This is a genomic window from Streptomyces synnematoformans (assembly GCF_039531005.1).
Lineage (GTDB): Bacteria > Actinomycetota > Actinomycetes > Streptomycetales > Streptomycetaceae > Streptomyces > Streptomyces synnematoformans.
On sequence record NZ_BAAAPF010000059.1, the window covers coordinates 1 to 25804 of the forward strand.

Below are 25804 nucleotides of genomic sequence, written 5' to 3' on the forward strand. Positions count from 1 at the left end.
CATCACCCCCGGCGACATCCCCGCCCCCACCCCCGGTGGGGCGGCGGCGCGCGCGGGGCCCGTCACGTACGGCTGACGCAGACCAGGCGGAGGAGGGCGGGGCCGGGGACCGCCGGCGCGGGGTGGGCGGCGGCGGGGGGCGCGGGGCCGGGGTGGGCGGCGAGGCCGGGGGAGTCGTCGCGTACGACGGCGTCGGGGAGGGCGGTGGCGGGTTCGCAGCAGGGCTCGCGGCAGTCGGTGTGGCCGCGGTGGCCGTCGAGGTGGCCGTCGAAGTGATCGGCGAGGTGGTCGAGGTTGTCGCCGACGGGCCGGGCGGCGGCCGGAGGGCCGGGGTCGTCCGCGGCACCGCCGGCGCGTTCCCCGGCGGCACCGGCGACCGCGCCGCCCGGCTGCACCCCCGCGTACGCCCCCGGCGCCGGCACCACCGCCGACGCGCTCCCCCGCGGGTTCTCCCCGCCCTCGTGGTGCGCCGTACCGGCACCCGCGCACGCGAACACCGGGGCCAGCACGACGATCGCCAGCCCCGCGAGAAGAGCGGTCACGGCACGGCAGAGCCGCGGCAGTGAGGCAACGTGGGTACCCGGCACGCGACAGAGCGTAGCCACTTCTACGCCCTCCGCACTTTATTCGCCCCTTCCGGGTGAATATCGGCGGTGCCGCTTCCCCTCCGGCTCACGGCCGCCGCCCGGGCCGGGAACGGCCGGATCTCCCCGCCCGGACCTCCCCGCCCCCGGGGTCAGTTCAGCGGGCGGTGGTGCGTCCAGAGGGCCAGCGGCGGGGTCGGGGGGATCGGGTGGAGGTTGCCGGTTCTGGTCCAGCCCCACGTGCGGTAGGCCGCGCCCGCCGCCGCGTTGTCCTGGGGGAACAGCGCCACCGCCGGGGACGGGGTCCAGCGGGCCAGCAGGTGCTGCTGCAGGCGGGTGGCGATGTGCCGGCGGCGCTGGTCGGGGAGCACCATCAGCTCCGCCACCACGAACGCCCGCGGGGACGTGGTGACCTCCATCAGCGCCAGCGGCGGGCCCTCCGGGAAGTCCGGCCACCACACGCCGGAGCGGTCGGCCCGGAATCCGTACGCGCAGCCCACCGGGCGGTCGCCGCCGGCCAGCACCATCTCGAAGCCCGGCCGCTGCACGTGGTCTTCGAGCCGCCGCAGGAAGCGCTCCCGCTCCGGTGCCGCGCCGCCCGCCGAGCCGTTGTACGACGCGACGTAGACGTCCGCCACGGCCTCGCGCTGCGCTTCCGCCTGCCACCGGCTCAGGCCGCGTAAGAACAACTCAGCCACTCGTCCTCCCCGGTCGGGCCGGGCGCCCCCTGCACGAGCCCCTGTCATCCCAGGGTAGACCCGACCACCTCCGCGCACATGCCCCCGAACCGGACGAGGTACCCCGGCCGACCGCCCGGGCGGGCCCTAACGCTCCAGGGTGACCGTCAGGCTCCTGCCGTACGCGTGGTGCGTGTCCACCACGAGCCGCGTCCCCCCGGGCACCCGGCTCACCCGGACCCCGTCGTCGCCCGCGGCCTTCCGCAGCGGCCGCCCGCGCAGCACCACGGTGACGGTGTCGCGGTCCGTCGTCGGGTCCGCGACGGCCACGCCCACGCGCCCGTCGTCCCCGGTCCGTACGAGCACCGAGGCCGGGCCGTCGATGCTCAGGCCCGCGGTGTCGTGGCGGCCGGGGGTGAAGGCGTGGGCGGCGGTCAGGCGGAGGCCGGAGTGGCGGACGGCCTGCAGCCGCGGGGAGTTGGCGGTCACGGTGAGCGGGCCGCGGCGGCGGTACGCGTCCAGCCGCCCGGCGGAGGCGTGCGGCACCAGCGCGTACGCGAGGCGCGCGGGCCCGCGCCGGGGCTCGTGGTCGACGGTGGCGCTGAACACCGTGCGGGTCACCGCCGTGTCCGGGTTCCGGGTCCGTACGACGCGGCGGCTGCGCGTGACGTCCTCCAGGCCGACCCGGACGCGCGGGGCGTCGAGGAAGACGTACCCGACGGCGGTGCCCTCCGCGGCGTCCGCGTACCGCAGCCAGCGCAGGTCGGCCGTGCCCGGGCCCTCCCAGGCGCGGCCGTCGCGGCGCGCGCCGGTGACGGTGACGGCGGCGGCCGGGTCCGCGGTACGGGCGTCGACGGTAGTAGTTACTGTGCGTCCGGCACGGTCGCCGACGCCGGCGGCGAGGACGACGATCTCGTCGTCGAGCATGAACCACGACTTGGTGGCGGTCGCGTTGCGGTAGACGACGAAGTCGTCCGGGAGGATGCCGCGTTCGGCATAGGCGACGTCGTCGGACTGCACCATCGAGGCCGTGCCGTACGCGCCGAGGACGGCGCCGCCGGAGTGGCGGTTGGTGCCACGCGGGAAGTAGACGTACGTGTTCTGCGACTCGGAGGACGAGGTGAAGTTCAGCGGGTGGGCGGGGTTCTCGTACCAGAGACTGCCGCCGTACAGCTCCGGGACGGTGCCGCGCCGTTCGACGGGCGCGGTGGCGCCGGCGAGGCCGTAGGGGGAGACGACGGTGTAGTAGTCGACGCCGTACGCGCGCGACTGGTCCTGGCCGGCGAGGTACAGGTAGTACGCGCCGTCGCCCTGGAACCAGGGCATCAGGTTCTCGCCGCTCATGTACTCGTACTTGCTGATGCGGTCCGAGCTGCGGGCGAGCGCGAAGGCGAAGCCGGGGCGGCGGTGGACGTGCCGGTCCATGGCGTTGAACGCGACGCTGCGCGCGGCGGGGTTGAGGTCGGCGGGCGGGACGGCGTCGTCGGCGACGATGTCGGCGTAGCGCACCACGCTGACGGGGGAGACGAACCGGGCGGGGTCGAGCGCGGCGCGCGAGGTGGCGCGGATGTGCTTGACGTAGCTCTTGAGCGCGGTGGCGCCCGCGCCGGTGGCGTAGTCGGCGAGGTCGACGACGGCCTCGACGACGACGGCGACGTCGGTGTAGCCGGAGGTCGTGCGGGAGACGGCGCGGCCCTTGACGACCTCCATCATCCAGCCCTCGAAGATGAGCGGCGCGAAGCCGTCGCGCACCCAGCGCTGCACGACGGGCACGAGCGCGTCGGTGTTCGCGAAGCCGGTGCCGTCGAGGATCTTGAGCGTCTGGACGACGCGCGTGAGCAGCGCCTTGCCGTACGAGCCGGTGTACGCGACCGAGTGGTGCTGGATGAACGAGCCGTCGGCGTAGTAGCCGTCGGTGTTGCCGTGCCGGATGTCGTACGGGTCGATGGTCGCGAAGACGGTCAGCTGGTCCTGGAGGGCCTTGTCGATGCGGGCCTGGCCGTCGCCCTCCTCGGACGCCGTGAGCAGGGCGCCCTGGATGATGCGGTTGGTGGTGATGTCGGCGAGGTTGGCGCCGGTGTGGAAGCGGGAGTCGAGGTCGACGTCGCCGTCCTTGCCGTTGCGGAGGTACGCGTCCATGGCCGCGACGTACGTCGTGACCAGGCCGGCGGGGACGGCGCCCGGGACGTCGGCGAGGAGCGCGAGGGTCTTGCCGACGTGGGTGGAGATGCCGATCTCCCAGTTGTGCCAGTTGCCGTAGTAGCCCTGGGACTGGTCGCCGTAGTAGCGCTCGTGCAGCCACACCAGGCCGTCGACGACGCGGCGCTGGGCGTCGGCGTCGCCGTGGAGGTCGCCGCCGGGGGCGCGGGTGGCGAGGGCGATCTCGTAGAGCTTGCGGTACGAGGTGGCGAGGTTGACGTCGCTGGTGCCGAGGGGGACGCCGGCGAACAACTCGCCGGTGGCGCCGCCGGTGTCGGCCATCGCGGCGAGGTTGGCGCGGCCGGTCTCGTGGAGGTCGGCGACCTTGGCGGCGGTCTCGGCGCGTGCGTTGGCCTCGGGGGTGCCGGCGAAGACGGCGCGGGTGTGGGCGAGGAGGAGGGCGGCGCCTTCGGCGGCCGCGGCCCGGGTGTCCGCCGACGCGGCGGCGGGGCGGGTCGGGAGGACCGCCAGCAGGCCGGCGGCGGGCAGGGTGGACAGCAGGCGTCTGCGGGTGAACTCCATGGGGTCCTCCCCCGGTGCGTTGGGGCACTGGCAGCCGGAGTCAAGCAGATGGGGGATGCCCCGGCAAGCGCTTGTGAGCCCGTACGGGCAGAACCGTTTCCCCCCGCACCGGCGGCCGGCGGACGGCGAGGACGTGAGGGGGCGGGGCCCGGCGCACAGGTAGCCGGAGCGCACCGGCGGAAGACGATCGCCTACCGCCGGGCCCCGCCCGACACAACCAGCTTGATGCACACAAGAAGTTGTTGCAAGTACTTCGCAATAAGCGCGTAGGCTGATCCGGGACGGACGTCCTACGAAAGGAGCAGCGCCTCATGAGCACGTACGCGCTACCGGATCTGCCCTACGACTACGCCGCGCTGGAGCCCGCCATCACCGGGCAGATCCTCGAACTGCACCACGCCAAGCACCACGCGGCCTACGTCAAGGGGGCCAACGACACGCTGGAGCAGCTCGCCGAGGCGCGCGACAAGGAGCAGTTCGGCAGCCTGGTCGGGCTGGAGAAGACCTACGCCTTCAACCTCTCCGGGCACGTGCTGCACACGATCTTCTGGGAGAACCTCTCCCCGGACGGCGGCGACCGCCCCGACGGCGCCCTCGCCGACGCGATCGACGAGCACCTGGGCGGCTTCGAGGCGTTCCGGAAGCAGCTGAGCGCGGCGACCGCCTCGGTGCAGGGGTCGGGCTGGGGCGTGCTCGCGTGGGAGCCCCTGGGCAAGCGGCTGATCGTCGAACAGGTCTACGATCACCACGGCAACGTCGGTCAGGGCAGCACGCCGCTGCTGGTCTTCGACGCCTGGGAGCACGCGTACTACCTGCAGTACAAGAACGTCCGCCCCGACTACGTCCAGAAGCTCTGGGACCTGGTGAACTGGGACGACGTCTCGGCGCGGTACGCGGAGGCGACGGCGCGCGGCTGACCTCCGAAAGCGCGCCGGAGGCTGCACGGGAAACCCCGTCAGAAGACGACCGGCCGTCCTCTCGCTTACGGCGAGGGGGCGGCCGCCGCGTACCCGTGCGCGCGGGTCGTACGGTGAGGCGCCCTTCGTTCCGTACGGCGGGACTTGCCCGTTCGCGCCGGACAGCCGGTCGGCGCACACTACGATCCACGCTACCCACCCACCCTTCATCGGCGGGAGCGAGAGCATGCGGTCGGACACACGTCAGAACGCGCACCTCACCTACCGCGCCAACGCCGGTGCCGGCCGCCACGGCTGGCTCCGGCTGACCCCCGCCTACTCCGTGAGCCTGGTGCGCCGCTACGCCGCCGAGATGCCGCCCGGATCCGTCGTCACCGACCCGTTCTCCGGCACCGGCACCACCCCGCTCGCCGCCGCCGAGCACGGGCTGACGGGGCAGTCGCTGGACGTGAACCCGTTCCTGATCTGGCTGGGGAAGACGAAGACGGCCGCGTACGCGCCGGAGCACCTGCACGAGACCCGGCGGGCGCTCGCGCCGCTGCTGCACCGCGCCGGGGAACTGCTGCCGGAGGCCGGCGCGCTGTGGCAGCCCGAGCTGCACAACATCGGCCGGTGGTGGGCGCGGAGCGCGCTGGACGCGCTGAAGGCGGTGCGCCGGGCGCTGGACGTCACGGCCGGCGGGCTGCCGCCGGGCGGGCGGGACCTGCTGGACGTGGCGTTCTGCCGGACGCTGATCGCGTCGAGCAACGCGGCGTTCAACCACCAGAGCATGTCTTTCAAGGAGGAGCCGGAGGCGGGCACGGAAGCCACGGCGGGCGGGACGGGCGGGGAAGCGCAGCCGCTCGACCCCGACGCCGCCCGCGCCGTGCTGGAGGCCTTCCGGCGCGAGGCCGGCACCACGCTCGCGAGCGCCGCGACCCCGCTGCCCGGCACGGCCCGCGTGCTCTACGGCGACTCGCGCGACATGCTGCCCGCCGCCGGCCGGCTCACCCCCTGCGACCTGCTGCTGACCTCGCCGCCGTACGTGAACCGCATGTCGTACATCCGCGAGCTGCGCCCGTACATGTACTGGATGCGGCACCTGCGGCGGGCGGAGGACGCGGGCCGGCTGGACTGGCAGGCGATCGGCGGCACCTGGGGCGCGGCCACGTCGCGCGTACGGGCCTGGCGCCCGCCGGGGCCGGCGGCCGCGGGGGTGCCGGAGCCGGTCGCGGGCGAGCTGGCGCGGGCCCAGGCGGCGATCCGCGCGGACGGCGGGCGGAACGGGCCGCTGCTGGCCAACTACGTGGGCAAGTACGTGCACGACATGTGGATGCACTTCCGGGCCGCGTACAAGAACGTGCGCGGCGGCGGCCGGGCAGTCTACGTGATCGGCAACTCCACCTTCTACGGGAACCAGGTGCCGGCGCAGGAGTGGTACGCGGCGTTACTCCGCGAGGCGGGCTTCGCGGGGGTCGAGGTGGAGGTCATCCGGAAGCGGAACAGCAACAAGGCCCTCTTCGAGTACGCGGTGTCGGGCGTGCGGCCGTAGGCCGGGCGGTGAGGGCGCGGGTCGGGGGTTTATCCACAACTGTGCAGTTATCCACAGATTGGCGCTGCGGACTCCGCCCGGCTCCGGCGAGGCCGCAGAATGTCGGCATGAGCGAGATCGACGGGGGCAAGGCGGGACGGACCGGCGGCGGCGCGAGCGGCGGCGCAGGTCACGGAGACGGCGTGGACTACGGAGGCGACGGGGGAGACAGCGGGGATTACGGGGACGGCGGTGGCCGCGCCCCGGCGGGCGCCGCGCCGGTGTGGGAGCAGCGGTTCCGGGCACCGCGGATCAGCCTGCCCGGGTGGGCGGAGGACGCGCCGGACCGCGCGTTGTACGTGTCGAACGTGACGGGCACGTTCGAGCTGTACGCCTGGGACCGGCGCACGGGCGGCGTCCGCCAGGTCACCGACCGGCCGAACGGCACGACGGACGGCGCGCTGACGCCCGACGGCGCGTGGGTGTGGTGGTTCTGCGACACGGACGGGGACGAATTCGGGGTGTGGCGGCGGCAGCCGTTCGCCGGCGCCGCCCCGGGGCAGGACCGGGCCGCGACGCCCGGCCTCCCCCCGGCGTACTCGGCGGGCCTCGCGCTCGGGCGGGACGGCACGGCGGTCGTCGGCCGGTCCACGGAGGAGACGGGCACGACGATCCACCTCGTCCGGCCCGGCGGCGAGTCCAGCGAGATCTACCGGCACCGGGAGTCCGCCGCCGTCGGCGGCCTCTCGCACGACGGCACGCTGCTCGCCGTCGAGCACACCGAGCACGGCGACGCGATGCACGCCGCCCTGCGCGTGCTGCGGGTCGGCGGCGCCCCCGCCGGGGAGGCGGTGGTCGCCGAGTTGGACGACACGAAGGGCGGCCGGAAGGAGCTGGGTCTGGAGGTGCTGGGCTTCGCGCCGGTGGCGGGCGACACGCGGCTGCTCGTCGGGCACCAGCGGCGCGGCCGGTGGGAGCCGATGATCTGGGACCCGGTCACCGGGCAGACCCGGGAGCCGGAGCTGGACCTGCCGGGGGACGTCTCGGCGGAATGGTATCCGGACGGCAGCGCGCTGCTCGTGCTGCACACGTACCAGGCGCGCAGCGAGCTGTGGCGGTACGGGCTGGAGGGGGCCGGCTCCGGCACGCTGACCCGGGTGGAGACCCCGCCGGGGACGATCTCGGGGGCGACGGCGCGGCCGGACGGCACGGTGGAGTTCCACTGGTCGTCGGGCGCGGAGCCGCCGCAGGTGCGGTCCGCCGACGGGGCCGTGGTACTGCAGCCGCCGGGGCCAGCGGCGCCGCGCTCGGTCCCCGTGACGGACGCCTGGGTCGACGGGCCCGGCGGGCGGATCCACGCGCTGGTGCAGCGGCCGGCGGGCGAGGGCCCGTTCCCCTGCCTGTTCGACGTGCACGGCGGGCCGACGTGGCAGGACAGCGACGCCTTCGCGGCCGGCCCGGCGGCCTGGGTCGACCACGGCTTCGCCGTCGTCCGGGTCAACTACCGCGGCTCCACGGGCTACGGCCGGGAGTGGACCGACGCGCTCAAGCACCGGGTCGGGCTCATCGAGCTGGAGGACATCGCGGCGGTGCGCGAGTGGGCGGTCACCTCCGGGCTCGCGGACCCGGAGCGGCTGGTGATCGGCGGCGGCTCCTGGGGCGGGTATCTGACGCTCCTCGCCCTCGGCACGCAGCCGGACAGCTGGGCGCTGGGCCTGGCCGCGGTGCCCCTCGCGGACTACGTCGCGGCGTACGAGGACGAGATGGAGGCCCTGAAGGCGATGGACCGCACGCTGATGGGCGGCTCGCCGGAGGACGTCCCGGAGCGCTACGCAGCGTCGTCCCCGCTGACGTACGTGGACGAGGTGCGGGCACCCGTGTTCGTCTCCGCGGGGGTCAACGACCCGCGGTGCCCGATCCGGCAGGTGGAGAACTACATCGCGCGGCTGACGGAGCGCGGCCATCCGCACGAGGTCTACCGCTACGACGCGGGGCACGGCTCGCTGGTCGTGGAGGAGCGGATCAGGCAGTTGAGGCTGGAGCTGGACTTCGTCCGCCGTCATCTGCTTCTTCCTGAGCCGGCGGCTCCGCGGCCGGACGCCGGTCCGGCTCCGAACCCGGACCCGGCTCCGCGGCCAGATCCGGACGATCGGGGCGCTCCGCGGGAGCGGGGGAGGTGAGGCCCAGGGCCGCGTCGCGCGCGGCCTCCGCCTCGCGGCGGAAGAGCCGGTACCACATGAAGGTCACGAAGCCGGCGAAGACGAACCACTGGGCCGTGTAGCCGAGGTTCTGGAACGCCTTGAGGTCGAGCCCGCTGCCCTCCGGCACCTCGGCGGGGACGGGCCGCATCCCGGCGTCGGCCGTGAGGAGGGTGAGCCAGGCCGGGGAGACCTGGTCGTCGACGACGTTGACCAGCGTCGCGGCGCTGATCATGCCGACCTGGCCGCGCGGCAGCCCGCCCCCGGTGTGCACGCCGGGGGAGGCCCGGTGCTCGGACGCCTGCAGCGCGCCGGTGACGGTGACCTCGCCGGCGGGCGGCTCGGGGGCCTTCGCCGGGTCGGCCTCACCGGGCAGCCAGCCGCGCAGCACGGGAACGGAGGTACGGGCTCCGGCGGCGTCGTCGACCCCCACCGGGTCGTCGGTACGCAGGAGGGTCAGCACGTAGAAGCCGGTCTCGCCGTCGAGGTCGCGGTCGGGGACGAGCAGTTGGGGGCCGTAGCGCCCGGTGACCGTCGCCGGGTCGCCGGTCGTCTCCTGGGTCACCGGCAGCAGCTCGCCCATGGGGCGGCCGGCGGCGGCGTCGCCGGCCCGGTCCTGCCCGTCCTGCTTCTCCTGCTGCTCCTGGTGGGTGTCCACCCGCGTCTCGAAACGGCTCAGCTGCCAGCTGCCCATCACGAGGCACACCAGGATGGCGAGTGCGGCGAGGACGTTGACGACCCACCACCGGGGCGTCAGCAGGAACCGGTACACGCCTCCACGGTACGGCCTCCCCCGCCGGCCTCCCGCCGAGGGGCCGGGCCGGCGCGCGGTCCCCCGCGCCGGGGCGGCCGGTCAGGCGCCCGGGAGCGGTTCCGTGTAGTAGACGGTGCCCGCGCAGGCGTTCTTCACCGTGACTTCGGCCACGGCGGAGGAGTCGGCCTCCGGCGCGTGGGTCAGGGTCACGGAGCCGTCGGTCGAGCCGTCGCCGTCGCCCGGTTCGCCGGTGCCGCCGGTGCCGCCGGTGCCGCCGGCGTCGCCGCCACCGCCGCCGTCGGCCTCCTGGTCCGGCGCGGTCTGCGTCTCGGTCTGCGGCGTCGACTGCGTGTCGCCGCTGGGGTCGGGGCTCGGCGAGGTGGTGGAGCTGGTGCAGCCGCCGTCGCCGCCGGTCTCCGGCACCCAGGCGAACTCCACCACGTACGACTCGCTGGGCGCCAGCACCAGCGCCTCGGCCGCCGGCTCCGGCGGCGGCAGCAGATCCGTCGCGGCGTCGCCCGCGGTGTGCGTACGGGTCTCGACCGCGCTCGCGCTCGCCGCGCCGAACGTACCGCCCACCCGTACGCCGCCGGACGACTCGACCACGCAGGAGGAGGCGGAGACGTTGGTGACGGTGAAGGAACCGGTGACCCGGCCGGCCTCGTCGGGCGAACCGCTCGCCGCGACCGGCTGGCTGATCTGCGCCGACGCACACGGTTCCGCCTCGTCCGCGGCATCGGAGCCGCCGGTCGGGGCGACGCTCTTGCCGCCGTGGCCCGGGCTCTGGGTCCGCTCCTCCTTGGCGGTCGGTTCCCGGCTGCCCGCGGTGGCGTCGGAGTCGTTGCCCTCCACTTCGCCGCCGCCGCCCTGGCCGCCGCCGGGCAACCGGCTGTTGGCGATGTCCCGGCGCGGGCTCTCCTCCCCCGCCGAGCCGGTGGCGGTCATCAGCGCCGGCACCGAGACCGCGAGCGCGACCACCGCGGCCGCCGCGACCGCCACCAGCTGGCGGCGGCGGGCACGTCGCGCGGGCACGGCCCGCTGCAGGTACTCCAGCGTGCCGGGGGCCGGCTCCAGGCCGGCGACCGCGGAGTGCAGCAGCAGGCGCAGCTCGTCCTCGCCGTCCGCGTCGTCACCGCCGTCGCCGTCGCCACCGGGCCGGCGCGAGACGCCGTCCCCGCCGGAACCACCCGCACCGCCGGAACCGGCCGAGCCGCCCGCACCGTCCGCCGGCTCGGCGGCACCGTCCGGGCCGTCAGCGTCGGGCGCACCCTCAGAACCATCCGCTCCGGCAGCAGCGTCCGCACCCGCGGCAGCATCCGGCGCCGGCTCGCCGGAGCCCGGGCCGGAACCCGCCCCCGAGTCCATCCCTGAGTCCATCCCCGAGTCCGCCCCGGAGCCCGTACCCGAGGAGGCCCCCGGCGCCTCTGATCCCGCCGCCGCCTCGCCGGCCCCGGCCGCCGTCACCTCGTCGGAGCCCGCCGGCAACTCGGCCGTGTCCGCCACGTCCACCGCGCCGCGCGCCGCGGACCCCGACCCGCCGGACCCCTCGGAGTCCCGCTCCCACGGGGGCCCCGAGCCGTAGAAACGCTCGCTCATGCCGGCGCTCCCATGGCTGTTCGCAGTGCGGCGATGCCCCGGGAGCCGTACGCCTTGACGGAGCCGAGCGAGATGCCGAGCGCCTCGGCCACCTGGGCCTCGGTCATGTCCGCGAAGTAACGCAGCACGAGGACCTCGCGCTGCCGACGCTGCAGCCCGCGCATCGCCTTGATCAATTGGTCGCGCTCCAGCTGTTCGTACGCACCCTCTTCCGCGCTCGCCATGTCGGGCATGGGCTTGGAGAGCAGCTTCAGCCCGGTGATACGCCGGCGGAGCGCGGAACGTGACAGATTGACGACCGTCTGCCGCAGGTAGGCGAGGGTCTTGTCCGGATCTTTGACCCGCTTGCGGGCCGAGTGCACGCGAATGAAGGCTTCCTGCACCACATCTTCACAGGAGGCGAGGTCGTCGAGCAGCAGCGCGGCGAGCCCGAGCAGCGACCGGTAGTGGGTCTGGTACGTCTCGGTCAGGTGGTCGACGCTGGTGCCCTCCGTCATGGCGCCGTCAGCGTCCGCCACGGGGTTCGTCGCGGCAGGCCGCGCGGACCACGGCGCGATCACCGGCAGGCCCCTGGGCGCCGCGGACGTGCCGGGGCGCAGCGCGGGGCCGGCCGGGAGGGTCGCAATGCTGAGTGCCTCTGCCACGCCTGTTTGACACACCGGCCCCCGTCAGGGTTGTACGCGCGCGGCTGCGGCACCGGTCGTGTCGCCGCACGCACTGCCATGCCCACTCCCTCGCTACCCGGCCAGCCGGCCATCGCGGGCAGGGGCAGAGACGTTTCGCGGCGTCGCCGCGGTTGCAGACGACGCGAACCGAAATCGTCGGATGACAGAGGCGTGCTACGCAAGCGGTACGGACCAACGGATCGGTCACAACTGGGCAGTACGGCGGATCAGCGGCCCGTACCGCCGTAGACGACCGCCTCGTCGCTGTCGCTGTCGAGACCGAACGCCGTGTGCACGGCGCCTACGGCGTCCTTGACGACGTCCTCGCGGGTGACGACCGAGATGCGGATCTCGGAGGTGGAGATCAGCTCGATGTTGACGCCGGAGTCGGACAGCGCCTCGAAGAACGTGGCCGTGACGCCCGGGTGCGAGCGCATGCCGGCGCCGACGAGGGAGATCTTGCCGACCTGGTCGTCGTAGCGCAGCGACTCGAAGCCGATCGACGGCTGCGCCTTGGTCAGCAGCTCCATCGCGCGGTGGCCGTCGGTCTTGGGGAGGGTGAAGGAGATGTCGGTCAGGCCGGTGGCGGCGGCCGAGACGTTCTGCACCACCATGTCGATGTTGATCTCGGCGTCCGCAATCGCCCGGAAGATGGCGGCGGCCTCGCCCGGCTTGTCCGGGACGCCGACCACCGTGATCTTCGCCTCGGAGACGTCGTGCGCGACTCCGGAGATGATCGCGTGCTCCATGCCTTCTGCTCCCTCGGAGATATTGCCTACCCAGGTGCCCGAATGCCCCGAGAACGAGGAGCGGACGTGAATGGGCATGTTGTACCGGCGGGCGTATTCGACGCAGCGGTGCAGGAGGACCTTCGAACCGCTGGTGGCCAGTTCGAGCATGTCCTCGTACGGGATCCGGTCGATCTTACGGGCCTTCTTCACCACCCGCGGGTCGGCGGTGAACACGCCGTCCACGTCGGTGTAGATCTCGCAGACCTCCGCCTCCAGCGCCACCGCCAGCGCCACCGCCGTGGTGTCCGAGCCGCCGCGGCCGAGCGTCGTGATGTCCTTGCTGTCCTGCGAGACACCCTGGAAGCCGGCGACGATCGCGATGGCGCCCTTGTCCACCGCCTCCTGGATCCGGCCGGGCGTGACGTCGATGATCCGCGCCTTGTTGTGCACGGCGTCGGTGATCACCCCCGCCTGGCTGCCGGTGAACGACAGCGCCTCGTGCCCCAGCTTCTTGATCGCCATCGCCAGCAGCGCCATGGAGATCCGCTCGCCCGAGGTGAGCAGCATGTCCAGTTCGCGGCCGGTCGGGATCGGAGAGACCTGCTCGGCGAGATCGATCAGCTCGTCCGTCGTGTCGCCCATCGCGGACACCACGACGACGACCTGGTGGCCGGCCTTCTTGGTCTCGACGATCCGCTTGGCGACGCGCTTGATGCCTTCGGCGTCGGCGACGGAAGAGCCGCCGTACTTCTGCACGACAAGGCCCACGTGCGCTCCTCGCAATGGTGTTTCGGTCGGCTCAGTCTACCGAGCCGGCGATTCCGCTTGTGCGCGCCGGCTCGGTGTCGAACCTGCCCGGGACCGCGGGAGGCACACGGAAACGTAAGGCAGCTCACATCCGCCGGGCAGGAAGTCCGGCCGTACGGTACGGGCCGCGGAACCGCGGACGTACGCGCGGTGTACGTCCCGCACACCCGTACGCACCGCGCTCGCGGTGCCGGGCGGCGGCCCCTCGCCCCGCCCGGGGTCAGCTGCGCCGCAGCCCCAGCGGCTCCGCGATCTCCGCCGCCATCACGCGGCCCGCCTCCTCCTCCAGCCGGCCGTCGTCCAGCGCCGCGTCGCTGTCGGTGTCGAGCCCGTCCAGCTCCCCCAGGGGCGTGTCCAGCCGCACGTGCGCCACCAGCGACTGCAGGGCGCGCAGGCAGGCGCTCGCGGTGGGCCCCCAGTTGGACAGGTACGAGAACTGCCACCACCACAGCGCCTCGTTGACCCGCCCCGCGGCGTAGTGCGCCAGGCCGTGCCGCAGGTCGGTGATCACGTCGGCCAGGTCGTCGGAGATCCGGCTGGCGACGGGCGTGCTGCGCGGCACGTACGGGTCGAAGACCTCGGAGTACACGTCGACCGGGTCCAGCAGCTCGGCGAACCGTTCGCGCAGCTCGTCGACGTCCGGCTCGGGGCCGGTGTCCGGCTCGTACCGCTCGTCCGGCACGAAGTCCTCGTGCGCGCCGAGACGGCCGCCGGCCAGCAGCAGTTGCGACAGCTCCAGCAGCAGGAAGGGCACGGCGCTGTTCGGCTCGTCGCCCTTCGCGACCTCGGTGACCGCGACGATGAAGCTCTCGATCGAGTCGGCGATCTGGACCGCGAAGCTGTCCGGGTCCGAAGTGGTCTGGTGCAGGGTGGCGTCAGACATCGAGCAGACCTCCTGTGTCGGCGCCCCGCGCACCGTCCGGCCGCGGGCGGCGGCCTGCCGGGCTGCTGGGCGCTGCGCCGGGATCCAGCCGGCGGGCACGTGGTTCCGTTTCAGACATCGAGCAGTCGCCGCCCCTCGAAAGCGCGCCCGAGTGTGACCTCGTCCGCGTACTCGAGATCCCCTCCGACCGGCAGGCCGCTGGCCAGCCGGGTCACCTTCAGCCCCATGGCCTTGACCATGCGGGCCAGGTACGTGGCCGTGGCCTCGCCCTCCAGGTTGGGGTCGGTGGCGAGGATCAGCTCCGTGACGGTGCCGTCCGCGAGCCGGGCGAGCAGCTCCCGTATCCGCAGGTCGTCGGGGCCGACGCCCTCGATGGGGCTGATCGCGCCGCCGAGCACGTGGTACCGCCCGCGGAACTCACGGGTCCGCTCGATGGCCACGACGTCCTTGGGCTCCTCGACGACGCACAGGACGGCGGGGTCCCGGCGCGGGTCGGCGCAGATGCGGCACTGCTCCTCCTGCGCGACGTTCCCGCAGACCGCGCAGAAGCGGACCTTCTCCTTCACCTCGGTCAGCGCGTGCGCCAGCCGGCGGACGTCGGCGGGCTCGGCCTGCAGGATGTGGAAGGCGATGCGCTGCGCACTCTTGGGACCGACGCCGGGCAGCCTGCCCAATTCGTCGATCAGCTCCTGGACCACGCCTTCGTACACGCAAAGCCTCTCTCGTGTCCGCTCTCCTGCACCAAGCTAGCCGCTACCGCCGGGTTCGACCCGCTTCGGGGGCGGCGTTCGGTTCCGGAACCCGGCAGTTCCGGACGGCCGGAAACGGCCCCGGCGGCGGCGTCCGCACAGCCCTCCGGCCCTTTCCGGCCCCGCGGGTCAGAAGGGGAGCCCCGGCATCCCGCCGAGGCCCTGCGCGAGCGGGCCGAGCCGCTCCTGCTGCAGCTGCTGCGCGGCGCTGTTCGCGTCCCGCACGGCGGCCACGATGAGGTCGGCCAGCGTCTCGGTGTCCTCGGGATCCGCGGCCCGCGGATCGATCACCAGACCGGTCAGCTCGCCGGAGCCGGTCACCGTGACCTTCACGAGCCCGCCGCCCGCGCTCCCCTCGACCGGGGTCTCGGCCAGCTCCTGCTGGACGGAGGCGAGCTCCTGCTGCATCTTCTGGGCCTGCTGCAGCAACTGCTGCATGTCGGGCTGGCCACCACCAGGCATCACGTCGCTCGCTCCTTGTCGCGCTACTGCAGTTCTCGGTCGCTACGTCGTACGGGTCGCCGGTCGTCGCTTGCCGGTCGCCGGCTGTCGGTCGTTGCCGGTACAGGCGAGCCTATGTTCTCAGCCGCCGCGCTGCCGTCCATCGCAGGGAGGACGCGCACCGGTGTGGTTGCCCCGGGGGGAGTCGCCGCTCCTCCCGCCGTCGTCATCCTTCCGCAGTAGGCGGCCCGCTCTAGTCGTGGGGGATCTCCTCTATGACGGTGGCGCCCAGCTCACGGACGATGAGGTCGTGGCCGGACAGGGCGGTGTCGTCGAGGTCGGGGTCGTCCTCGTCGGGGATGTCCTCCTCCAGCGGCGGCGGAGGCGGGCCGGGGCGCGCCGGGGGCGGTGGCGGGTTCGCGGGCGGCGGCGCCGTGCTGCGGCAGTCCGTACAGACAGCGCCCGCGCCCTCCGTACCGGCGCCCGCTCCCCACCGGCAGCCCCAGCCTCCGGACCCCGGACCCGGCGGCGCGGCCGGCGGGCCCCCCCCCCCCCCCCCCCGGCCCCCCCCCGCCTGGACGCGGCCCCCCCTGGCCCTCGCCCTGTCCGTACTCCCCCCCGCCGCCGCCGGCGCCGACGCGCTGCGCGAGGCCGGCACCCTGCGCGCCGCGGCGGCCCGCGTCCACGCCGCCACCAGCGCCGCAGCCGGCGCCCCGCCGCCCGCACACCCCCGGCCGCTGCCCCCGGGGCCCCTCGGCGTGCGCCTGCGGAACGTCCACTTCGACTACGGCGCCGAACCCGTCCTGCGCGGCGTGGACCTGACCGTCCCGGCCGGTTGCACGCTCGCCCTGGTCGGCGCCTCCGGCGCGGGCAAGACCAGCCTGGCGCACCTGCTGGCCCGGTTCTGGGACCCGCGCTCCGGCACCGTCGAACTCCTGCCCACCGGCGGCGACCCCGTCGACGTACGCGACCTGCCGGACGGGCGACTGCGCGCCGCCGTCGCCCTGGTCGGCCAGGACGACGCGCTGTTCCACGGCTCTCTCCGCGACAACCTCCTCCTCGCCGCCCCCGGCGCCGGCGAGGAGAAGCTGGAACGGGCGCTGCGCCACAGCGGCGTCGACCGCATCGCCGCCACCCTGCCCGACGGCCTCGACAGCACCGTCGGCGAACGCGGCGCCACCCTCTCCGGCGGCCAGCGCGCCCGCGTCGCGCTCGCCCGCGCCCTGCTCACCGACCCCGGGATCCTCGTCCTCGACGAGGCCACCGCCCACGTCGACACCGCGGGCGACGCCGAACTCGCCGCCGCCCTGGCCTCCGCCTCGGCCGACCGCACCACCATCGTCATCGCCCACCGCCCGGCCACCATCCGCCGCGCCGACCGCATCGCCGTACTGGAGGACGGCCGCCTCGCCGAGCAGGGCACCTGGAACGAACTGACACAGCGCCAGGGAGCCCTGACCCGGCTTCTCGGCACCCCGTCCGCACCGGAGGGCCATGCCCGCGGGGCGTCACCAACCACCCGCTGACCAGGCCCTTCCCTTGAAGCACACGGTCGGGTCGACGGACCGGCCGGGTGCATTCCCCACCCCTGCCCGTCGGCACCGCCGCCCCCGGACTCCTACGCCTCCCGGGGACCGGGCGGGGCCGGCCGGCTGTCGCCGTCTTACTCCACGTGCGCCAGCCGGTCCCGCAGGTAGTCCCGCTCCGCCTCGTTGGTGACCAGCGCGAGCGCCGCGCGGTACGCCTCGGCGGCCTCGCGCTGGCGGCCGGCGCGGCGGTGGAGGTCGGCTTCGGTGGCGGGGACGTAGTGGTTGCCGGGGAGGCGTTCGGGCAGGCGGAGGTCGCCGAGGAGGGCCAGGCCCCGGTCCGGGCCGGCGGACATGGCGACGGCGACGACGCGGCCGAGGCCGACGTACGGCGAGTCGGTCAGGGCCGCCAGCCGCTCGTAGCACGCGGCGATGGCCGGCCAGTCGGTGGCCGCCGCCGTCGGCGCCGTGGAGTGGTGGGCGGTGATCTGGGCCTGGAGGACGTACGGGCCCGGGGGCTCCCCCGTGCGCAGCGCCTCGGCCAGGACGCCGGCGCCCTCGGCGATGAGGGCGCGGTCCCACGTTGAGCGGTCCTGCTCCTCCAGCGGCACCAGCCGCCCGTCGGCGCTGACGCGGCCGGGGCGGCGGGCGTCGTGGAGCAGTTGGAGCGCCAGCAGACCGAGGACCTCCGGCTGGCCCGGCAGCAGCCGGTCAAGGGTGCGGGTCAGCCGGATCGCCTCGCCGGAGAGCGACTCGCGTACCAGGTTGGGGCCGGACGTGGCCGCGTACCCCTCGGTGAACAGCAGGTACAGCACGGCGAGCACGCCGTCGAGTCGTTCGGGCAGCAGCTCGGCGGAGGGCACCCGGTACGGGATGCCGGCGTGGCTGATCTTGCCGCGGGCCCGGACCAGCCGCTTGGCCATGGCGGGCTCGGTGGTGCCGAAGGCGCGGGCGATCTCGGCGACGGTCAGGCCGCACAGGGTGCGCAGCGTCAGGGCGACGCGAGCCTCCATCGGCAGCGCGGGATGGCAGCAGGTGAAGATCAGGCGCAGCCGGTCGTCGGGGATGGCGTCTTCGGCGTCGCCCTCGCCCGGCTCGCCGCCGGCCGCCCCCTGCGGCCCCTCCGCCCCCTCCGGCCCCTCGGATGCCAGAAGCACGGCGGCCTCCCGCAGCTTGCGTGCCTCGGTGGTGGAGCGGCGGATGCCGTCCAGGGCGCGGTTGCGGGCCGTGGTGGTCAGCCAGGCGCCGGGGCGGCGCGGGACGCCGTCGCGCGGCCACCGCTTGGCGGCGGCGGCGAAGGCGTCCTGCGCGCAGTCCTCGGCCAGGGCCCAGTCGCCGGTGAGCCGGATGAGCGCGGCGACGACGCGGCCCCACTCGTCGGTGAACGCCGCCCGCAAGGCCCCCCGCGCCGACGAGGGGCCGGAGGGCACGGTCACGGCCGCGGCTCCGGCTCCGGCTGCCACAGGGGGCGGATCTCGACGGCACCGCGCCACGCCGAGGGGTGCTTGGCGGCGATCTCGATGGCCTCGTCGAGGTCGGCGGCGACGATGAGGTCGTAGCCGCCGACCTGCTCGGTGATCTCGGCATACGGGCCGTGGGTGAGCAGCGGCCGGCCGCCGCGGACCCGGGCGCTGGCGGCGGTCGCCTCGTCGGCCGGGCGCAGCCGGTGGGCGCCGCGGGTCACGCCGCGCCGTTCCATCTCCTCGTTCCACGCCGTCGGCGGGACGTCGGAGCCGGGCGGGACGGCGGGGGCGTCCGGCACCGAGACCATCATCATCAGGTAGGGGCGGCCGGTGGGCGTGTGCGAGGTCAGGTCGGTGGCAGGGGCCTCCCCCGGCTCGTCGAAGTCCTCCCAGACCTCGCGCACCTCGATGGCGCCGAAGCGGGCCATGGGGTGCCGGGAGGCGTAGTCCGCGGCGGCGTCGAGGCTGGCGGCCTCGACGATGTCGAAGCCGGCGATGTGCTCCTTGAACTCCGCGAACGGGCCGTCCGCGATCAGCACCTTCCCGTCACGGAGGCGCACCGTCGTCGCGTCGGCGGGCTCCCGCAGGCGGTGGCCCTCCAGCCACGCCCCGGTGCGGGCGCCCTCCGCGTGCCAGGCGGCGGGGTCGGCCTCCTCGGGGGTGGGCCGCGCCTCGGGGTCGACGCGTACCAGCAGCATGTACTTCATGACTCTCACTCTCCTCGGTTCGTCCTCGGCGGAGGGCGGCGGCCCGGGGGCCACCTGACAGGACGACGAACGCCGCGGTCCGCGGAGGACGCCCGCGGACGAGATTTTCCCCCACTTTTTCGACGGCCCCCGTCCTCGCCGTTGTGTGCCGTGCGTCGTCTGAGTGGGCCGCGGTCCACGGCACGATCGACGTCGCGATGAACGCGCGGGCGGTCACCGTGGAACGGCGTCTTGGGCGGCCCATCCTCAGCGGCTGCCACGCGGCGTGGAGCGTGAGCGCCATCGTGGCGTCGCTGATCGGCGCGGCCGTGATCCGCCTGGGGCTGTCGACCGCCGCGCACCTCTGGCGCTGGCGTCCACCGGGGTGGTGGCGTTCACCGGCTGCCAGGCGGCCGGCCGCGTCGTCGGCGACCGGCTCAGGTCGGCCTACGGGGACGCGGTGCTGTTCCGCATCGGCGGCCTGGTCGGCACGGTCGGCCTGGCGCTGGCGGTCCTCAGCCCCGACCCGCGGCCGGCGGTGGCCGGCTTCGCGGTGCTCGGCCTGGGCAGTTCGGTGCTGATCCCCATGGCGTTCAGCGCGGTCGGGCGCCTGGCGGGGGCGGGCGGCGACGCCGCGGCGGCGATGTCCCGGTTCACGACGTTCACCTACGCCGGCATCCTGCTGGGGCCGGCGCTGATCGGGTGGATCGCGCAGTTGGCCGGGCTGGCGTGGACGCTCGCCGTGCTGGTGCCGCTGCTCGGCACCGTGGCGCTGGCGGTGCGCCTGCCGCCGGTGACACGTACGGTGCGCGGGACACCGGTCGGGGGGCCGGTCCGGCGGAGACCGGAGCGCCTCGTGTGAGCGGAGGAGCGACGGGGCATCCGATCTGCATGCGCATCGTGATTTCCGGGGCGACCGGGAACATCGGTTCCATCGTCGTGCGGCGTCTGCGTGCCCGGGGCACGCACAACCTCGCAGGTCCGGCCCGGCAGCTGCCCGAGGGCTCCGCCTCCCACGCCGGGACCGGCGCCCCACAGCTGGTCGCAGCCGAACGCCTCCTCGACCGGCGGGAGGTCTCCCACACCGACACGCCCATGACCGCGGAGGTCGCAGACCTGCTCGGTGTCAAGCTGGTGCACGTGTCCTCCGCAGCGGTTTGCGCCGTCAATTCGGCTGCCCGGCATGCGGGCCCGCAGCAGTTCGCCACCGGCCTGCTGGTACGGGCGTCGCGCTTCCGGCGGTGGCCGCGAGCCACGCGGTCGTGCTGGCCGGGCTGGTCGGGGGCATGAGGGAGGCCGCGTCCGGCGGGGCGCCCGTGTGGCACCCGCGTACCGGGCCTGGCGCGCCCGGCGACGCCGCCCGCCGGGCTCCGGTCGCGGTGCGGCGACTGCCGTGACCACCGATTCCGCTCAGGCACGCCCCGGACCGTCGCCCGTGCTCGCGCTGCTCGCCGCAGCCCACGGCGGGCCCGCCCTGGCGGTCACCGCCATCACGGCCCTGCTCGCGCTCCGCGCGGACCTGCGTCCGCTCGACGCCGCCGTCGTCACCGGAGCGGTGTTCACCGGTCAGCTGACGATCGGCTGGGGCAACGACCTGCGCGATCTGTCCCGCGACCGTGTCGTCGGCCGCACCGACAAGCCTCTGGTCACCGGCGCCCTCCCGGTCAGCTGGGTGGTGCGTGCCGTCGTCACGGCCGCGCTCGCGTGTCTCGTACTGTCCGTGCTCTGCGGCTGGCGCAGCGCGCTGGTCAACGTCGTCCTCGGCACCGGTGCGGGCCACGTCTACAACCTCGGGCTCAAGGCGACCTTGTGGTCCTGGGTACCGTACGTCAGCGGCTTCGGGGCGCTGCCGTCGATCGTCACCCTCGCCGGCCCCACCCCGGTCTGGGCACCGCTGTGGATGACCGGCGCCGGGGCCGCGCTCGGCGTCGGGGCGCATCTGCTCAACGCGCTGCCCGACCTCGCCGACGACGCACGCACCGGCGTCCGCAGCCTGCCGCACCGTCTCGGCGGACGGCGCTCGCGCGTCTTGGCCGCGGTGCTGCTGCCGGCAGCCTCGCTGCTCGCCGTGCTCGGTCCCGCCGGTACCCCCGCGTGGTGGGCAGGGCCGGCCCTCGCGCTGGTGGCCGTCCTCGCGGGGCTCACGCTGGTCGCCCGCGGGCGCACCCCCTTCCGGGCCGCGTTGGCCATCGCCCTGCTCGATGTCGTACTGCTCGTGGCCGGCTGATGGCGTCGCACCCGCTCACTCACACCGTCGCACTCGGCCTCGGCCGGGCGCCCGTCGTACCCACTCGTCTGATCGGCCCGACCCGGGAGCCAGCATGACCATTCGCGTCCTCAGCGTGCGCGGCGTCCTGCCCGAGCACCGCTACCGGCAGGAGGAGATCACCGAGTCCTTCGCCACCACGCTGGTCGAGGGCAGGCTCGATCGCCGCGTCGTCGAGCGGTTACACCGCAACACGTGCGTCGAGACCCGGCACACCGTGCTGCCGCTGGAGGAGTACGCCCGTCTCGGCGACTTCGGCCGTTCGAACGACGTCTTCATCCGGGCCGGCGTCGAACTCGGCAGCCGCGCGGTGGTCGAAGCGCTCAAGGACGTCGGCCTCACGTCGGCCGACGTCGACTACATCGTGTCGTGCACGGTGACCGGCCTGGCCGTCCCCTCGCTCGAAGCCCGCGTCGCGGCGGAGATCGGGCTACGCCCCGACGTGGTGCGCCTGCCCCTCGTCGGCCTCGGCTGCGTCGCCGGCGCGGCCGGCATCGCCCGCCTGCACGACCTGCTGCGCGGCAACCCGGACGGGGTCGCGGTGCTGATGTCGGTCGAGCTGTGTTCGCTCACGCTCCAGCGCGACGACACCTCGATCGCCAACCTCGTGGCAAGCGGGCTGTTCGGCGACGGTGCCGCGGCGGTGGTCGCCGTCGGCCCCGAACACCCGCTGGCGCAGTCCGACGACCCCGCCCGCCCCGAGGTGCTCGCCTCGCGCAGCCGTCTCTACCCCGAATCGGAGCGCGCGATGGGCTGGGACATCGGCCCCGGCGGCTTCCGGATCGTGCTCGACCCCTCGGTCCCCGACCTGGTGCGCCGGTACGTCGGCGAGGACGTCCGCGGCTTCCTCGCCGACTACAAACTGACCGGCGACGACCTCGGCTGGTACGTCGCACACCCCGGCGGCCCCAAGGTCCTGGAGGCCCTGCAGGAAGCCCTCGGCGTCGAGCGGGACGCTCTGAGGGTGACCTGGGAGTCGCTGCGCCGGATCGGCAACCTGTCCTCCGCCTCGGTGCTGCACGTCATGGCGGACACGCTCGCCCACCGCCCGCCCCCGCCCGGATCCCACGGGCTCATGCTTGCCATGGGCCCCGGCTTCTGCTCTGAACTCGTCCTCCTGCGCGCCCCCGGGGGCGAGCAGTGAGCGGCGAGGTCCTGTTCACCGCCCTGGTCCTGGCCGTGGGCCTGGAGCGGGTCGCCGAACTGGTCGTGTCCCAGCGCAACGCCGCTTGGAGCATCGCGCGGGGCGGTGTGGAGTCCGGACGAGGCCACTACCCGTTCATGGTGGTGCTGCACACGGGCCTGCTTGCCGGCGCGCTCGTGGAGGTGTGGCTGCGGCGGCCGGACACCGCACCGGTCCTCGTCTGGGGCATGCTCCTGCTCGTCGCGGCCTCGCAGGCGCTGCGCTGGTGGTGCATCGCCACCCTGGGCCGGCAGTGGAACACCCGGGTGATCGTCGTGCCCGGCAGTCCGCGCGTGACCGGCGGCCCCTACCGCTGGCTGTCCCACCCGAACTACGTCGCCGTCGTCGTCGAGGGCCTCGCGCTGCCGCTGGTGCACTCGGCCTGGATCACGGCAGTCGTCTTCACCGTGCTGAACGGGTTCCTGCTCACCACCCGCATGCGCGTCGAGGACGCCGCCCTGGCGCGGCTGGCCTGAGGAGGCGCATGGACCTGCTCGTCGCCGGCGCCGGGCCCGCGGGTCTCGCCACGGCCCTGCACGCGGCCCGGGCGGGGCTCGACGTCGCCGTCTGGGAGCAGCGCGCCGGCACCGTCGACAAGGCATGCGGCGAGGGGCTGATGCCGGGTGCCGTCGCCGCCCTGGCGGCGCTCGGCGTGCACCCGCCGGGGCACGACCTGAGGGGCATCCGCTACGTCGCCGGAGCGCACCGGGCCGACGCCGACTTCCGGGCGGGCCCGGGCCGCGGGGTGCGTCGCACCGCACTGCACACGGCGCTGCGCGAGGCGACGCTGGCCGCGGGCGTGCGGGTCGAGCAGCGCACCGTGCGCCGTGTCGAGCAGGACGACGACGGTGTGGTGGTCGACGGCACGCGCACCGGCCACCTCGCCGCCGCCGACGGCCTGCACTCTCCAATCCGCCGGGCCCTGGGCCTGCACCGGCCGCATCGGGCCCAACTGAGGCACGGGCTGCGGCGTCACTACCGGCTCGCCCCCTGGAGCGACTACGTCGAGGTGCACTGGGCCCGTGACGCGGAGGTCTACGTGACGCCGGTGGCCGACGACCTCGTGAGCGTCGCGGTGCTCACCACCGCGCGCGGACCGTACGACGACCACCTGGCCGCCTTCCCCGCGTTGCAGGAGCGGCTGGCCGGAGTCAGCACCGCCGGGCCGGTGCGCGGGGCGGGCCCGCTCCGCCAGTCCGCGAGCGCGCGCACAGCCGGCCGGGTGCTGCTCGTCGGCGACGCGGCCGGCTACGTGGACGCGCTGACCGGCGAGGGCATCGCGCTGGCGCTCGCGCAGGCGTCGGCGGCGGTGCGGGCGGTCGTCAGCGACGACCTGACGGCCTACGAACGGGACTGGTGGCGCATCACTCGGCGCTACCGCTGGCTGACCCGGGCGCTGCTCGGCGCGACGAGAACGCCCCCGGCCCGGGCATCGCTGGTGCCCGCGGCGCAACGACTGCCGTGGTTGTTCGCCGCGGCCGTCGACGCGCTCGCGCATCCGGCACGGACGTGACCGGGCGGGCACGTCGACCCCGCCCGTCACGGCCGTCGGCGAGGTCTCCGGTGTCCGCGTCAGGGACGTACCAGGCCCTCAAGGACCCGCAGCGCCCACAAGCCGCCGAGTTCGCCCTCACTTGCTCAACGGGGCGGCCCGCCAGCAGGCAGCGAGCGGCCCCGGCTCGGCCGCCGCGAGCCGGCGGTCCTCCTCCTCAGCGTTGCGATGCGCGCGGCGGGTCTCGACTGGTACGAATCGCGCGGCCGAACGCCCCGGCGAGGAGGTCCGCAGTCCGCAACGGCACCGGACCGCTGTCCACCGGTTGATGACGGTCGACGTCAGCGCCACCAGCCGCAGCATCAGGGACGCCGGCCTCGCGCCGCTGGCCGAGTGGGTAGCCACCTTTGAGTGGTTCGGCCAGCAGCTCGCAGACCTCAACCGCCAGGGCCGCAGGGAACGAGGCTGCGGGCTGTGACCGCCCACACGGCATCTTCCACTTCAACCGTCTGGGCCTCCCCGCAAAGGACCAGCGCCCCTTGTCGACACTCGCGAAAGAGGCAGCCGTGGGAACGAGCGACAACGCCGCGACCACCCAGGTCCTCGGGGTGAAGCGAACAGCTCAACCCGGCCCAGCAGGGCCTGCGGATCACCCCGGACCTCTACGCACGATGGCGAGAGACGATCCGTCTCAAGGACGACGGCACCGTCATCTCGGTCCGGAGCTTCTCCTACGACCTGCACACATGGGCTGCTGACGAGCCCGAACGCTGGGCGGCCCGGGCGACGCCGTCCACTGACCACCGGAGGTCCCTTGGGAGGCCGGTCGCAGGCCGATCAGCCCCTTACCAGGCAGAAGGGATGCCCGGCCGGATCCGTGAGAACCCGCCATCTGTCCTCATTCGGCTGGTGACCCACCTTGCCCGCGCCCAGTTCCAGCAGCCGGGCCTCGGCCTCGTCCAGGTCATCCACTGCGAAGTCAAGGTGGAGCTGCTGGGGAACACTCTGATCGGGCCAGCGGGGAGCGCGGTAGTCCTCGACCCGTTGGAAGCCGATGAAGAAGCCGTCCGCACGGTTGAGGCCGGCGAAGTCTGCGTCGGATTTCGGGTGAGGTTCGAGGCCGGTGGCTTGCTGATAGAACGCCGCCAGAGCCAGCGGATCAGGGCAATCGAGCGTTATCGCAGCCAACTTCATCTGCAAGGACATGGCGCCTCCGGGACGATCGATCGACCTTCACGATGCTCACCCTAGAGGCGGCCACCCGTTGCCGTAGTAGCCCGGAGGAGGCTGCGGCTGCGGAGCGATGGGCGTCGTCATAGAGGACTCCTGTGCATGGAGGGGAACGGGCTGATTGCCCTCCCCCACAGCCGCGAGCACATCAGGGAGGGCGGATTCGACGATTGCCGGGTCCTCCGGCCCGCCGGCCTGCGCGGCATCGTGCGCATGGTGTTGACGGAGCCCTCCGGCCTCCTTACCATCCACCAGAACTCAACAGGACCGCTCAAAGTCTTTCGTAGTCGAACGCGCCCTGGGTTCGATCAGTCGATGGTGATCGCCGGGGCGTTCATGTCGGTGATCCCGCTGATCGGGGTCTTCCTGATCGGCTCGCGCCACTTCATCTCCAACCTGGCCGCCGGCGCCATGAAGTTCTGAAGCCGGCCCCGCCCTTCACAGAGAGGTGTTCGCTCCATGCAGGACGGCACGCACCGGACTCCCCCCGCCGCCGGCACCGTCGGCTGGGGGGTCCTGGGCACCGGCGGGATCGCCGCGCGCTTCGCGGGCCAGCTGACGCGCTCGCGTACCGGCGCCTTGGCGGCCGTCGGCAGCCGCGCTCCCGCCTCCGCACGTGCCTTCGCCCAGCGGTTCGCGGCGCCGCGGGCGCACAGCTCGTACCAGGAGCTGCTGGACGACGGGACCGTCGACGCGGTGTACGTCGCCACGCCCCACCCGCAGCA

The 25804-nt window shown here is 74.2% G+C and carries 24 protein-coding genes and 2 pseudogenes; 13 read left to right on the forward strand and 13 right to left on the reverse strand.

Annotated features, from left to right (window positions below; translation table 11 throughout):
• Window positions 1-62: 62 nt before the first annotated feature.
• The 3 genes from ABD317_RS12450 to ABD317_RS12460 all read right to left on the reverse strand — a co-directional run bounded on the left by ABD317_RS12450 (window position 63) and on the right by ABD317_RS12460 (window position 3982).
• Window positions 63-542, reverse strand: coding sequence for a hypothetical protein (locus ABD317_RS12450; protein WP_344289852.1), 480 nt, complete (start codon window positions 540-542; stop codon window positions 63-65).
• A gap of 194 nt (window positions 543-736) precedes the next feature.
• Window positions 737-1282 carry a GNAT family N-acetyltransferase gene (locus tag ABD317_RS12455; RefSeq protein WP_344289854.1) on the reverse strand — a complete coding sequence of 182 codons (546 nt, stop codon included), beginning with the start codon at window positions 1280-1282 and terminating at the stop codon, window positions 737-739.
• A 126-nt stretch (window positions 1283-1408) separates the two neighbouring features.
• Window positions 1409-3982, reverse strand: a complete 2574-nt coding sequence (locus ABD317_RS12460) for a polysaccharide lyase family 8 super-sandwich domain-containing protein (protein WP_344289856.1) — start codon at window positions 3980-3982, stop codon at window positions 1409-1411.
• A 311-nt stretch (window positions 3983-4293) separates the two neighbouring features.
• Between ABD317_RS12460 and ABD317_RS12465 the strand changes: the two genes are divergently transcribed.
• The 3 genes from ABD317_RS12465 (at window position 4294) to ABD317_RS12475 (ending at window position 8589) form a co-directional block, all read left to right on the forward strand.
• Entirely contained in the window at window positions 4294-4899 is a 606-nt protein-coding gene (locus ABD317_RS12465) for a superoxide dismutase (protein WP_344289858.1), read from the forward strand.
• A gap of 226 nt (window positions 4900-5125) precedes the next feature.
• On the forward strand, window positions 5126-6430 hold the full coding sequence (locus ABD317_RS12470) for a TRM11 family methyltransferase (protein ID WP_344289860.1): 1305 nt from the start codon (window positions 5126-5128) through the stop codon (window positions 6428-6430).
• 107 nt (window positions 6431-6537) lie between these two features.
• Window positions 6538-8589: a S9 family peptidase gene (locus tag ABD317_RS12475; protein WP_344289862.1), complete on the forward strand. Its 2052-nt coding sequence runs from the start codon at window positions 6538-6540 to the stop codon at window positions 8587-8589.
• A gap of 85 nt (window positions 8590-8674) precedes the next feature.
• Here ABD317_RS12475 and ABD317_RS12480 read toward each other — a convergent pair.
• The 7 genes and pseudogenes from ABD317_RS12480 to ABD317_RS12510 all read right to left on the reverse strand — a co-directional run.
• Window positions 8675-9379 (reverse strand): annotated as a pseudogene (locus ABD317_RS12480) (SURF1 family protein); the annotation flags it as partial.
• Between the two features lie 81 nt (window positions 9380-9460).
• Window positions 9461-10957, reverse strand: a complete 1497-nt coding sequence (locus ABD317_RS12485; RefSeq protein ID WP_344289863.1) for a hypothetical protein — start codon at window positions 10955-10957, stop codon at window positions 9461-9463.
• Complete coding sequence (locus tag ABD317_RS12490) at window positions 10954-11517, reverse strand: SigE family RNA polymerase sigma factor (RefSeq protein ID WP_344289891.1); 564 nt, start codon at window positions 11515-11517, stop codon at window positions 10954-10956. The genes ABD317_RS12485 and ABD317_RS12490 overlap by 4 nt, the downstream gene beginning before the upstream one ends.
• A 332-nt stretch (window positions 11518-11849) precedes the next feature.
• Window positions 11850-13121: an aspartate kinase gene (locus ABD317_RS12495; RefSeq protein WP_344289865.1), complete on the reverse strand. Its 1272-nt coding sequence runs from the start codon at window positions 13119-13121 to the stop codon at window positions 11850-11852.
• Window positions 13122-13380: 259 nt separating this feature from the next.
• Window positions 13381-14043: a DUF5063 domain-containing protein gene (locus ABD317_RS12500; protein WP_027752978.1), complete on the reverse strand. Its 663-nt coding sequence runs from the start codon at window positions 14041-14043 to the stop codon at window positions 13381-13383.
• Between the two features lie 110 nt (window positions 14044-14153).
• Window positions 14154-14753, reverse strand: a complete 600-nt coding sequence (gene recR, locus ABD317_RS12505; protein WP_027752977.1) for a recombination mediator RecR — start codon at window positions 14751-14753, stop codon at window positions 14154-14156.
• 168 nt (window positions 14754-14921) lie between these two features.
• On the reverse strand, window positions 14922-15230 hold the full coding sequence (locus ABD317_RS12510; protein ID WP_234019920.1) for a YbaB/EbfC family nucleoid-associated protein: 309 nt from the start codon (window positions 15228-15230) through the stop codon (window positions 14922-14924).
• Between the two features lie 575 nt (window positions 15231-15805).
• On the opposite strand from ABD317_RS12510, the pseudogene ABD317_RS12515 reads away from it, so the two are divergent.
• Window positions 15806-16759: pseudogene (locus tag ABD317_RS12515) on the forward strand (ABC transporter ATP-binding protein); the annotation flags it as partial.
• 137 nt (window positions 16760-16896) lie between these two features.
• On the opposite strand, the gene ABD317_RS12520 reads toward ABD317_RS12515, so the two are convergent.
• Complete coding sequence (locus ABD317_RS12520; RefSeq protein WP_344289867.1) at window positions 16897-18195, reverse strand: RNA polymerase sigma factor; 1299 nt, start codon at window positions 18193-18195, stop codon at window positions 16897-16899.
• Window positions 18192-18929: a YciI family protein gene (locus ABD317_RS12525; protein ID WP_344289869.1), complete on the reverse strand. Its 738-nt coding sequence runs from the start codon at window positions 18927-18929 to the stop codon at window positions 18192-18194. The genes ABD317_RS12520 and ABD317_RS12525 overlap by 4 nt, the downstream gene beginning before the upstream one ends.
• Window positions 18930-19194: 265 nt before the next feature.
• Here ABD317_RS12525 and ABD317_RS12530 point away from each other — a divergent pair, with 265 nt between their 5' ends.
• From ABD317_RS12530 to ABD317_RS12560, 7 genes are all read left to right on the forward strand, one after another.
• Window positions 19195-19770, forward strand: coding sequence for an MFS transporter (locus tag ABD317_RS12530; protein ID WP_344289871.1), 576 nt, complete (start codon window positions 19195-19197; stop codon window positions 19768-19770).
• Between the two features lie 29 nt (window positions 19771-19799).
• Window positions 19800-20198, forward strand: a complete 399-nt coding sequence (locus ABD317_RS12535) for a hypothetical protein (protein WP_344289873.1) — start codon at window positions 19800-19802, stop codon at window positions 20196-20198.
• Between the two features lie 103 nt (window positions 20199-20301).
• Window positions 20302-21135, forward strand: coding sequence for a UbiA family prenyltransferase (locus tag ABD317_RS12540; protein ID WP_344289875.1), 834 nt, complete (start codon window positions 20302-20304; stop codon window positions 21133-21135).
• Between the two features lie 94 nt (window positions 21136-21229).
• Window positions 21230-22318: a type III polyketide synthase gene (locus tag ABD317_RS12545; protein WP_344289877.1), complete on the forward strand. Its 1089-nt coding sequence runs from the start codon at window positions 21230-21232 to the stop codon at window positions 22316-22318.
• Window positions 22315-22833 (forward strand): isoprenylcysteine carboxyl methyltransferase family protein, encoded by a 519-nt coding sequence (locus ABD317_RS12550; protein WP_344289879.1) that lies wholly within the window; start codon window positions 22315-22317, stop codon window positions 22831-22833. The genes ABD317_RS12545 and ABD317_RS12550 overlap by 4 nt, the downstream gene beginning before the upstream one ends.
• An 8-nt stretch (window positions 22834-22841) precedes the next feature.
• Entirely contained in the window at window positions 22842-23870 is a 1029-nt protein-coding gene (locus ABD317_RS12555) for an NAD(P)/FAD-dependent oxidoreductase (RefSeq protein WP_344289881.1), read from the forward strand.
• Between the two features lie 307 nt (window positions 23871-24177).
• Window positions 24178-24327 (forward strand): hypothetical protein, encoded by a 150-nt coding sequence (locus tag ABD317_RS12560; RefSeq protein ID WP_344289883.1) that lies wholly within the window; start codon window positions 24178-24180, stop codon window positions 24325-24327.
• Window positions 24328-24686: 359 nt separating this feature from the next.
• Here the strand turns inward: ABD317_RS12560 and ABD317_RS12565 are convergent, their stop codons facing one another.
• The gene (locus ABD317_RS12565; protein ID WP_344289885.1) at window positions 24687-25055 is read right to left on the reverse strand and encodes a VOC family protein; all 369 of its coding nucleotides are present in this window, start codon (window positions 25053-25055) and stop codon (window positions 24687-24689) included.
• Window positions 25056-25181: 126 nt separating this feature from the next.
• Here ABD317_RS12565 and ABD317_RS12570 point away from each other — a divergent pair, with 126 nt between their 5' ends.
• Together ABD317_RS12570 and ABD317_RS12575 are read left to right on the forward strand one after the other, a co-directional pair.
• Window positions 25182-25502 (forward strand): hypothetical protein, encoded by a 321-nt coding sequence (locus ABD317_RS12570; protein WP_344289887.1) that lies wholly within the window; start codon window positions 25182-25184, stop codon window positions 25500-25502.
• 36 nt (window positions 25503-25538) lie between these two features.
• A partial coding sequence (locus ABD317_RS12575) for a Gfo/Idh/MocA family oxidoreductase (protein ID WP_344289889.1) occupies window positions 25539-25804 on the forward strand: 266 nt, incomplete at its 3' end.

What these genes read in the sequence shown, in the direction of transcription:
- ABD317_RS12465 (WP_344289858.1), top strand. Translation starts at nt 4,294, where the DNA reads ATGAGCACGTACGCGCTACCGGATCTGCCCTACGACTACGCCGCGCTG.
- ABD317_RS12510 (WP_234019920.1), bottom strand. Translation starts at nt 15,230, where the DNA reads ATGCAGCAGTTGCTGCAGCAGGCCCAGAAGATGCAGCAGGAGCTCGCC.
- ABD317_RS12475 (WP_344289862.1), top strand. Translation starts at nt 6,538, where the DNA reads ATGAGCGAGATCGACGGGGGCAAGGCGGGACGGACCGGCGGCGGCGCG.
- ABD317_RS12545 (WP_344289877.1), top strand. Translation starts at nt 21,230, where the DNA reads ATGACCATTCGCGTCCTCAGCGTGCGCGGCGTCCTGCCCGAGCACCGC.
- ABD317_RS12470 (WP_344289860.1), top strand. Translation starts at nt 5,126, where the DNA reads ATGCGGTCGGACACACGTCAGAACGCGCACCTCACCTACCGCGCCAAC.
- ABD317_RS12570 (WP_344289887.1), top strand. Translation starts at nt 25,182, where the DNA reads ATGGAGGGGAACGGGCTGATTGCCCTCCCCCACAGCCGCGAGCACATC.
- ABD317_RS12560 (WP_344289883.1), top strand. Translation starts at nt 24,178, where the DNA reads ATGACGGTCGACGTCAGCGCCACCAGCCGCAGCATCAGGGACGCCGGC.
- ABD317_RS12525 (WP_344289869.1), bottom strand. Translation starts at nt 18,929, where the DNA reads ATGAAGTACATGCTGCTGGTACGCGTCGACCCCGAGGCGCGGCCCACC.
- ABD317_RS12485 (WP_344289863.1), bottom strand. Translation starts at nt 10,957, where the DNA reads ATGAGCGAGCGTTTCTACGGCTCGGGGCCCCCGTGGGAGCGGGACTCC.
- ABD317_RS12535 (WP_344289873.1), top strand. Translation starts at nt 19,800, where the DNA reads ATGCGCATCGTGATTTCCGGGGCGACCGGGAACATCGGTTCCATCGTC.
- ABD317_RS12555 (WP_344289881.1), top strand. Translation starts at nt 22,842, where the DNA reads ATGGACCTGCTCGTCGCCGGCGCCGGGCCCGCGGGTCTCGCCACGGCC.
- ABD317_RS12460 (WP_344289856.1), bottom strand. Translation starts at nt 3,982, where the DNA reads ATGGAGTTCACCCGCAGACGCCTGCTGTCCACCCTGCCCGCCGCCGGC.
- ABD317_RS12500 (WP_027752978.1), bottom strand. Translation starts at nt 14,043, where the DNA reads ATGTCTGACGCCACCCTGCACCAGACCACTTCGGACCCGGACAGCTTC.
- ABD317_RS12565 (WP_344289885.1), bottom strand. Translation starts at nt 25,055, where the DNA reads ATGTCCTTGCAGATGAAGTTGGCTGCGATAACGCTCGATTGCCCTGAT.